This is a genomic window from Gemmobacter sp., from assembly GCF_016792925.1.
Lineage (GTDB): Bacteria > Pseudomonadota > Alphaproteobacteria > Rhodobacterales > Rhodobacteraceae > Gemmobacter.
In genome coordinates this window covers 1-9,013 of sequence record NZ_JAEULU010000300.1, presented here as the reverse complement: position 1 = coordinate 9,013, position 9,013 = coordinate 1, and the positions used below count along the sequence as shown (strand labels likewise).

8 protein-coding genes are annotated in these 9,013 nt (G+C 64.9%); 1 reads left to right on the top strand and 7 read right to left on the bottom strand.

Going from position 1 to position 9,013, the window contains the following annotated elements:
* Nucleotides 1–252: 252 nt before the first annotated feature.
* The 7 genes from JNN06_RS14595 to JNN06_RS14565 form a co-directional block, all read right to left on the bottom strand.
* Nucleotides 253–750 (bottom strand): L,D-transpeptidase family protein, encoded by a 498-nt coding sequence (locus JNN06_RS14595; protein WP_291240326.1) that lies wholly within the window; start codon nt 748–750, stop codon nt 253–255.
* Between the two features lie 113 nt (nt 751–863).
* Nucleotides 864–2,096: a class I SAM-dependent RNA methyltransferase gene (locus tag JNN06_RS14590; RefSeq protein WP_291240325.1), complete on the bottom strand. Its 1,233-nt coding sequence runs from the start codon at nt 2,094–2,096 to the stop codon at nt 864–866.
* The gene (locus JNN06_RS14585) at nt 2,093–3,937 is read right to left on the bottom strand and encodes an ABC transporter ATP-binding protein (RefSeq protein WP_291240324.1); all 1,845 of its coding nucleotides are present in this window, start codon (nt 3,935–3,937) and stop codon (nt 2,093–2,095) included. The genes JNN06_RS14590 and JNN06_RS14585 overlap by 4 nt, the downstream gene beginning before the upstream one ends.
* On the bottom strand, nt 3,934–5,778 hold the full coding sequence (locus JNN06_RS14580) for an ABC transporter ATP-binding protein (RefSeq protein WP_291240323.1): 1,845 nt from the start codon (nt 5,776–5,778) through the stop codon (nt 3,934–3,936). The genes JNN06_RS14585 and JNN06_RS14580 overlap by 4 nt, the downstream gene beginning before the upstream one ends.
* Before the next feature lie 60 nt (nt 5,779–5,838).
* Nucleotides 5,839–6,978, bottom strand: a complete 1,140-nt coding sequence (locus JNN06_RS14575) for a CCA tRNA nucleotidyltransferase (RefSeq protein ID WP_291240322.1) — start codon at nt 6,976–6,978, stop codon at nt 5,839–5,841.
* Nucleotides 6,975–7,565: a CoA pyrophosphatase gene (locus tag JNN06_RS14570; protein ID WP_291240321.1), complete on the bottom strand. Its 591-nt coding sequence runs from the start codon at nt 7,563–7,565 to the stop codon at nt 6,975–6,977. Before JNN06_RS14570 ends, JNN06_RS14575 begins: the two co-directional genes overlap by 4 nt.
* Nucleotides 7,552–8,550, bottom strand: a complete 999-nt coding sequence (locus tag JNN06_RS14565) for an Hsp33 family molecular chaperone HslO (protein ID WP_291240320.1) — start codon at nt 8,548–8,550, stop codon at nt 7,552–7,554. The genes JNN06_RS14570 and JNN06_RS14565 overlap by 14 nt, the downstream gene beginning before the upstream one ends.
* A 72-nt stretch (nt 8,551–8,622) precedes the next feature.
* Here JNN06_RS14565 and JNN06_RS14560 point away from each other — a divergent pair.
* Nucleotides 8,623–9,013, top strand: a 391-nt coding sequence (locus JNN06_RS14560; protein ID WP_291240319.1) for an NUDIX hydrolase, incomplete at its 3' end; no start/stop codon positions are given.

Genomic DNA, 9,013 nt, shown 5'->3' with positions numbered 1-9,013 from the left:
CCGGCCGCCAACGAGCTGGGCTTTGGCTGGTATCAGGAGCCGGGCGGCAAGATCTGGTGGACCCTCGCGCTTGGCGACCGCAACCGCGGCCCGATCGCCAATGTGACGACCACCGCGCTTGGCCGCACCGTCAGCTCTGAAATGGATGGGATCGTGGGCCAGTAAGGCCCACCCCCAGACCCTTGCCCCCACAGCTTGCCAAGAAAAAAGGGCCCTGAGGGGCCCTTTGTCATCTCTGGCGCGGCGCACGGTTCAGGGCATGATCACGATGGGGGTGCGCGCTGTCACCATGGCATAGATCTGCTCCATCTCGCGATCCTTCACCGCGATGCAGCCCGCCGTCCAGTCGCCCTCATTCGTGCCCTTATAGTCGGTGCGACCATGGATCATGATGTCACCGCCGGGGCTTTTGCCCTGAGTCTCGGCAAAGGCGCGGTCGGTCTCATTGGGATAGGAAATCCCCACCGACAGGTGATAGCGGCTTTTCGGGTTGTGATGGGTGATGAAATACACCCCCTCCGGCGTCTTGCCATCGCCCTCGAACTGCTTGTGGCCTTGCGGAGCAAAGCCAAGCGCGATGTCATATTCCTCCAGCACCTTGTCCTTGTGCAGCAGATACATCTTGCGATCCGCCTTATGCACCTGAATCGAGGTGACCTTCGGCCCGTGATACGATCTGAACTTGCCACCGCCGCACGCGGCCAGGCCAAAGGCCAGTGCGACCACCAGAAACACACGCAGGATTGCCATGGAACTGCCCGTCATTGTTTTTCTGCCCCATACCGAGTTTCGCGCCGCCTGCATAGGGTGCAAAGCGGGGGGCGAGGGCGGGGATGGTCGCATTTTCGTGAGCGGTGGCGCCGTCAGCGGCTGAACCGCCCCACCAGCTCCACATGGGACGACCAGCGGAACTGGTCCACCACCTGCACCCAGTCCAGATGATAGCCGCCCGCGATCAGCACCTTGGCATCGCGCGCAAAGGTCACCGGGTTGCAAGACACCATCGCAATCACCGGCACCTTGCTGCGCGCCAGCGTTGCCACCTGCGCCTCGGCGCCCGCGCGCGGCGGGTCGATCACCACCGCCTCCACGCCCTTGAATTCATCCGGCTCCAGCGGGCGGCGGAACAAGTCGCGCGTTTCGCAAACGACCCGGCGCAGCCCCTCGGCCATGCGCCAGCCCTTGTCCAGCGCGGCCATCATCGCCGCTTCGCCCTCCACCGCATGCACTTCGGCCTGTTCGGCCAAAGGCAGGCTGAACGTGCCCGCACCGGCAAACAGATCGGTGATGCGGCTGGCCTTGCCCACGGCCTCGCGCACAGATTGCAACAGCGCGGCCTCGCCCTCTGCCGTCGCCTGCAAGAAGGCACCGGGCGGCGGTGCCACCCTTGCTCGGCCAAAGGGCTGCATCGGCGCGGCGCGCAGCGCCACCACCTCCTGATCGCGCCCCGCGCCCCAGGTCAGGCGCGACAGGCCATGCGCCTCGGCCACCCGCGCGAGGTTCAGCCGCAGCTCGCCATCCAGCGGCTTGCCGCCCACCACCACAACCTCCGGCCCGGCCAGCGTGCGCGTCACCGTCAGGCCCAGCTCGGCCGTGCGCGAGCCGCCCGCCAGCACCAGCGCCTCCAGCGCCGGCATCGCCGCCATCAGATCAGGGTGCAGCAACTGGCAATTCGGCACCGGAATGATGGTTTCCGACCCGCGCGCGTGAAAGCCGATCAGCGTGCCGGTCTTGGTGCGCCGCGCCGCCAGCGTGGCCCGGCGCCGTGATCGGGGCTGCGAGGTCAGGATGGGCCGCATCTCGCCGTCCAAGCCCTGCCCGGCCAGCGCCCCCCGCACGATGCCCAGCTTCCAATCCGCCACCATGCCATCGCGGGCATGCTGCATCAGACAGCCGCCGCAGGTCTTGGCATGGCTGCATGCAGGCTTCACCCGCTCCGTCGAGGGCGTGACGATCTTCACCCCCTCCAGCACATCCTTGCGCAGCTCGCCCTCGACCTCCTCACCCGGCAGCGTGCCCGGCACATAGATCGGGCCTTCCGGCCCCTCGGAAATGCCGTCGCCATGATGGCCCAGCCGGGCGATGGTCAGTTTCATTCCGCTGCCTCTTCGGTGACGATGAAGCCCCCCGATTGCCTGTTCCAGTAGCGCGCGTAAAGCCCCCCTTTCGCCAGCAGCGCCTCATGGCTGCCCTCCTCGACGATCCGGCCCTGATCCAGCACGATGATGCGATCCATCGCCGCGATGGTCGATAGACGGTGCGCGATGGCCAGCACCGTCTTGCCCTGCATCACCTTGTCCAGCGCGCTTTGGATGCTGGCCTCCACCTCGCTGTCCAGCGCGCTGGTCGCCTCGTCCAGCACCAGGATCGGCGCATCCTTGAGGAAGGCGCGCGCCAAGGCGATGCGCTGCCGCTGCCCGCCCGACAGCTTCACCCCGCGCTCGCCCAGATAGGCGTCATAGCCTTTGCGGCCCGCGTGATCCTCCATCGCCATGATGAACTCATGCGCCTCTGCCGCCTGCGCCGCCGCGATGATCTCGGCCTCGCTCGCGTCAGGGCGGCCATAGGCGATATTGTCCCGGGCCGAGCGGTTGAACATCGCGGTTTCCTGCGTGACCATGCCGATCTGGCGGCGCAGGCTTTCCTGCGTCACGCTGCGCACATCATGACCATCCACCGAAACCGAGCCCTTTTCGCAGTCATAGAGCCGCAAAAGCAGGCTTACGAGGGTCGATTTTCCCGCACCAGAGGCCCCGACAATGCCGATCTTTTCGCCCGCAGCAATGCGCAGCGTCAGATCCTGAATGCCGCCCTTGCGCCGCCCATAGGCAAAGCCCGCGCCCCCATAGGCAATCGCGCCAGCCACGCGCGGCAGGGTAATCGCCCCCGGTGCATCGGCCAGAACATGCGGCTGCGCCAGCGTGCGCATGCCGTCCTCCACCTCGCCAATGCTGGTATAAACACTCATCAAGGTGAAACTCACCCAGCCGGTCATCTGCGCGATCCGCATCGCCACCGCGCCCGCCGCCGCGATGTCACCGGGCGTCGCCTGCCCCTGCTGCCACAGCCAGACCGTGCTGCCGATCAGCAACACCGGCAATACCCCCGCCAGCGTCATCAGCGAATAGCGGAACCAGGTGGAAATCGCTCCGAATTCGAGACTACGCTCGCGGAAAACCTGCATGCTTTGCAGCGCCACGCGGTCCTCAAACGCAGCATGGGCAAACAGCTTGACCGTCTTGATATTGGTGATGGTATCCACCACCTGCCCCGAAACCATCGCCCGCGCCGCCGCCCGGGCCGCGGAATTGGCCTTCACCTTGGGCAAGAAGAACCGGATCAGCGCCAGATAGGCCCCCAGCCACAGCATCATCGCCAGCGCAATGCGCGCATCAATCGCAATCAGAAACACCGCCGAGCCGATCACCGAGGCCAGCGCGAAACAGACCGTGTTGATCACCTCGGTCGCGGTATCCGTCACCGCCCGCGCCGCCTGCATCTGCTTTTGCGCGATCCGGCCCGCGAAATCGTTGTCGAAAAACGTGACTGCCTGCCCCAGCGTCCAGCGATGCAAGCGGCTGAGGACCAGCGGCATCACATTCGGCCCCACGATGATCGAGTTCGACGCCGCCGAAGCGCCGAAGGCCAAGGGCCGAAGCAGCAGGTAGAACGCCAGAAACAGCAGTAACAGAGACGCATTCTGCGCAAAGAACCCCGCCGGCCCATCCTGCACCGCCGCGTCAATCACCCAGCCCAGAATGACCGAAGACACCACCTCGGTCGTGCCCGCCAGCGACGAGATGAGGCCCGCGAGGATCAGCGGCCCCCATGCCCCGCGCAAACACCAGCGGAAAAACGCCCCCAACTGCTGCGGCGGCGGCCCCTCGGCGGGGCGGAAGGCGTCGATCAACCCGCCCAGGCTTTGCGTCAGCCTCACGCCTCCTCCTCCTCGGTTCCGATGAACCCGCCGGATTGCCGCGCCCAGAACCGGGCATAAAGCCCGCCCCGCGCCAGCAATTCGGCATGGCTGCCATCTTCTGCAATCGCGCCATCTTCCAGCACCACGATCCGGTCCATCGCCGCCAGCGTGGAAAGCCGGTGCGCAATTGCGATCACCGTCTTGCCCTGCATCACGCCATAAAGCGCCTCCTGAATCGCCGCTTCCACCTCGCTGTCCAGCGCGCTGGTCGCCTCGTCCAGGATCAGGATCGGCGCATCCTTCAGGATCACCCGCGCAATCCCGATCCGCTGCCGCTGGCCCCCCGAAAGCTTCACCCCCCGCTCGCCCACATGGGCGTCATAGCCCTTGCGGCCTTCCGGGTCTTCCAGCGTCAGGATGAACTCATGCGCCTCGGCCCGTCTGGCCGCAGCCATCATCTCCTCCTCAGAGGCATTTGGGCGGCCATAGAGAATGTTTTCGCGCACCGAGCGGTGCAACAGGCTGGAATCCTGCTGCACCATGCCGATCTCGCGCCGCAGGCTGTCCTGCGTCACCTGCGCAATATCCTGTCCGTCGATCAGGATGCGCCCCCCTTCGGGATCGTAAAACCGCAGAAGCAGCTTCACCAGGGTCGATTTCCCCGCACCCGAGCGCCCCACCACCCCCAGCCGCTCGCCGGGGCGCAGGGTCAGCGTGACATCGCGCAAGCCCCCGCTGCCACGGCCATAATGATGCGAGACCCTCTCAAAGCGCAGCTCGCCCTGGCGCAACACCAAGGGCTTGGCCTGCGGCGCGTCCACCAGACCAATGGGCTGCGCGATGGTCTCCATCCCCTCCTGCACAATGCCCAGCGCCTGCACCAGACCCGTGGTGGCCCACATGATCCAATAGGTCATGTTGTTCAGCCGCAGCACCAAAGCCGTGGCCGCAGCCACCGTGCCCACAGTGGCAGCCCCCTGATACCACAGCAAAACCGCCCAACCCGTCACCGCAACAATCAGGAAACCGTTCAACACGGTCAGCGCCAGATCCATCTTGGTGATGATGCGCATTTCCTTCTGAAAGGTCGTGCGGGCATGTTCGATCGCCTCGGTGGCATGGCGCATTTCCAGATCGTGATGGGCGAACAGCTTCACCGAATGGATGTTGGAATAGGCATCCACCACCCGCCCCGTCACCGCCGACCGTGCATTCGAGCTGGCCATGGCCGCAGGGCCGGCCCGCCGCAGCGTCCAGCGCACCAGCGCCGCATAAAGCCCCAGCCAGATCAGCATCGGCAGCAACAGCCGCGGGTCGGCCTCGGCCAGCATGATCGCCGCCCCCACCACCGTGACACTGGCAAAAGCCACCGCGTCAAAGGTCTGAAACACCGCATCCCCGGCGGCGGGCGGGGTCTGCATCACCCGGCTGGCAATCCGCCCGGCGAAATCGCCCTCGAACCACCCGACTGGCTGGCGCAACACATGGTCATGCGCCCGAAACCGGATCATCGTGCCGAAATTGGGCAGGATCGTATTGTGCAAAAGTGCGACATTAGAGACGATCAGCACGGGCCGGAGGATCAGCACGAACAGGCCAACCGCGATGATCTCGGCGCCGTAATCGGCCCAGACCTGCGCAGGCGTCCCCTGCGCCAGCAGATCGACCAGCCGCCCGACATACCAGATCATCGCCACATCGAGCGAGGCCGCGACGACCGAAAGCACCCCGGTCGCCGCAAAAACCTTGCGGAAAGGCCGGATGTAATCCTTCAAGAACGGCCAGAGCTGGCGAGGCGGCGTGTTGCTGCGCGCATAGGGCTGATACGGGTCAACCAGCCCTTCAAAAAACCGGAACATGGGGAAGGCCTCTGATCAAACAGGTGTCAGATATAGGGCCTTTTGACCGGAAGGAAAAGTTCAGCCCAGCAGAGTTTCCTTTGTGGCCCGCAGGTTTGATTGCAGCCACTGCGCTTCCAGCGCCTTGAGACGCGCGCCCAGCGCCGGGCCTTGCAAGCCCGGCATCAGATCGGCAGCCGTCACCGGGAACACCGCAGATTGCCCGCGCGCCACTTCCTGCTCCCAGCCCCCGGGCGGCGCCATGCCGATCATCGCCGCCCGCGCCAGCATCACATGCTCGGCCAGCGAGCCAAGTTTCCAGCCCAGCGCAGCAGGGCTCAGATCCTCGTGCAAAGCGTCTCTAACCTTGCCGAAATCGCGGCTTTCTGCCCGCGACAAGCGCCAGAGGTCGGTCGGATCTTCGCCCCCCAATACGGCCAGACGGCGCAGCCAATGCGGCGGGCGCGCCGCCTCCAGATGCACCAGAACCGGCACAGCACGCGCCTCCGCGCCGGGCAAAACCCGCGCCAGAACACCCGCCTGCGCCATGGCGGCAAGGCTGGGGCCGGGGTCCGGCGCGGCCAATAGTTTGCGCATCTCGGCGCCGACGCGTTCCGGGGACAGCGTCTCGATCCCTGCCGAAAGCGCGGCACAGGCCGCCAGACCCTCCGGGTCTATCCCCTCGGAGGCATCGCCATACCAGGCGTGAAACCGGAAGAATCGCAAAATGCGCAGATAATCCTCACGGATGCGCGCCTCTGCCTGCCCCACAAAGCGCAGGCGTCGGGCCAGCAGGTCAGGCAAGCCGCCCAGCGGGTCGATCACCGTGCCATCCGCCTCGGCATAAAGTGCATTCATGGTGAAGTCGCGGCGCATCGCGTCTTCCTCGATCCGGGTCGAAAAAGCGACGACTGCCCGGCGCCCATCGGTTTCCACATCGCGGCGGAAGGTGGTCACCTCATGCGCGATTCCGCCCGCGACCACCGTCACCGTGCCATGGTCAATCCCGGTGGGGAGCACCTTGTAACCGGCATTTTCTGCTATCGTCGAGACGGTTTCGGGCAAGGCATCGGTCGCAATATCCACATCCGCAACCGGCACGTTGAGCAGCGCATTGCGCACGCAGCCGCCCACAAACAGCGCCCGATACCCCGCGGCGACCAACGCCGCGCAAACCCCTTGAGTGGCGGGATGGGCCATCCATGAACCCGAAACCTTCATGCCAAGCGCTCCGCCAACGCGCGCAGCATCCGCGCCGTCGCGCCCCAGATGTAATAGGGGCCATAGGGCACGGCATAGTAGCGCCGCCATTGCCCGCGCCACATGCGCTGCTCGACCCGGAACTTGCCAAGATCGGCCACATGGGCCAGCGGAACGTGAAACACTTCCTCCACCTCGCCCGCCTCGGCGCGCGGGGTGAAGCGGGCCGGGACATGCGCAAGGATCGGGGAAACGGTATATCCCGTTACCGTTTCGTGACTTGGAAGCCGCCCCAGAACCTGCACCAAGGCGGGGCTCAGCCCAACCTCCTCTTGCGCCTCGCGCAGCGCCGCCGCCTCGGGCGTGGGGTCGGTTTCGTCGATCTTGCCGCCCGGAAAAGCGATCTGCCCCGGATGATGCTTCAACCCCGAGGCGCGCTTGGTCAGCAAGACCGAAGGGCCCTCAGGCCGCTCGCAAATGGCGATCAAAACCGCCGCCGGGCGCAGCAACTGCCCGGAAGGTAACGAAAATTCCGGGTTGAGATCATAGTCGGAACTGTCCGGGCCATGCCCGGACAGCGCGCGCAGAAGGGCCTCAGGCCTCGTCATGCGATTTCGGCGCGTCAAAGCCGAGGGTCAGCGGATCGAACTCATAATGCGCGCCGCAGAACTGGCAATCGGCGGTCACGATCCCCTCTGGCGTCGTCATATGGCGCAGGTCTTTCTGCGAATAAATCGACATCGAGGACCGCACCTTCTCGGCCGAACAGGAACACCCGAACCGCACCGGTTGCGCGTCATAGACGCGGGGCTGCTCTTCATGGAACAGCCGCACCAGAAGATCGGTCGGCGCCACCGAGGGGCCGATCAACTCCATCTCCTCGACCGTTTCCAGCAAGAAATTGATCCGGTTCCAGTTTTCGTTTTCTTCACCTTGCAGGATGTCAGCCGATTCCAGCAGACCACCCTCACCCGAACCGCCCCCCTCTGCCACGAAGGGCGAGGCTTTGGGCATGTGCTGGATCATCACGCCCCCGGCGCGCCAATGCGGCTGCCCGCCCGGAGCCTGACTGCGGCCATAGGTCAGGGCAAAGCGCGTCGGCAGCTGTTCGGATTGCGCGAAATAGGTTTGCGCGCAATCGGCCAGAGAATTGCCCGAGAGCGGGGTGATTCCCTGATAGGGAGTCATCCCCTGGCCCTGATCAATCACGATGACAAAATAACCCTGCCCCAGCAGATCATACGGCTTTTCAGCGGCTTGCAATTGTTCAGGCTCGAAATGCGCATAGGCGCGAATGCGCGCAGGCTGCCCATCTTCGGTCGGGCCGTAATAGTCGGTCGCGACCATCTTCACCGCGCCGGTGCCGCGAATTTGCAGCGAAAGCCGCCAGCGCAGTTTGATCGTCTGACCGATCAGCGCGGTCAACAGCGCCGCTTCGCAGACCAATGCCTCGATCTGCGGCGGATAGGCGTGCTGCTTCAGCACCTGATCCAGCACGCCATCCAGCCGTGCGATGCGCCCGCGAATATCCGCGGCGTCAAGTTGAAACGGCAGGACGGTATCGTCCCAGGCGATTTGCGAACCGATGGTCATGAGGGGTTTCCTGAACGTGCCAGTCTTGGCATACCGCGATCATATAGGCGCGGCAAGTTCGGGGCCCAAGGGATGATACGTCGATTTGGTGAAACGGTGCGCGCAGGGCAGAAATACCGGCGGCGTCCCGGAGTTTACGCCTTGCTTCTGCAAGGGGATCAGATCCTGACCACCTTCCAGCAGGCTCCCTTGCCGGAGTTTCAACTGCCCGGCGGCGGCATTGACCCCGGCGAGCAGCCGATCGCCGCCCTGCATCGCGAGGTGATCGAGGAAACCGGCTGGCGCATACAGGTTGAAAAGCGGCTGGGGGCGTTTCGGCGGTTTTGCTACATGCCGGACTATGACCTTTGGGCCGAGAAACTTTGCACGATTTATCTGGCGCGCCCCATACGCCCGATCTGCGCGCCCACAGAGCCGGGCCACAGGGCGATCTGGTTGCCCGTGAACGAGGCAATGGAGCTTT

Bases quoted from the DNA above. Each gene is read 5' to 3' on its own strand.
- JNN06_RS14595 (WP_291240326.1), bottom strand. From the start codon at position 750: ATGGCAATCCTGCGTGTGTTTCTGGTGGTCGCACTGGCCTTTGGCCTG.
- JNN06_RS14565 (WP_291240320.1), bottom strand. From the start codon at position 8,550: ATGACCATCGGTTCGCAAATCGCCTGGGACGATACCGTCCTGCCGTTT.
- JNN06_RS14580 (WP_291240323.1), bottom strand. From the start codon at position 5,778: ATGTTCCGGTTTTTTGAAGGGCTGGTTGACCCGTATCAGCCCTATGCG.
- JNN06_RS14575 (WP_291240322.1), bottom strand. From the start codon at position 6,978: ATGAAGGTTTCGGGTTCATGGATGGCCCATCCCGCCACTCAAGGGGTT.
- JNN06_RS14570 (WP_291240321.1), bottom strand. From the start codon at position 7,565: ATGACGAGGCCTGAGGCCCTTCTGCGCGCGCTGTCCGGGCATGGCCCG.
- JNN06_RS14590 (WP_291240325.1), bottom strand. From the start codon at position 2,096: ATGAAACTGACCATCGCCCGGCTGGGCCATCATGGCGACGGCATTTCC.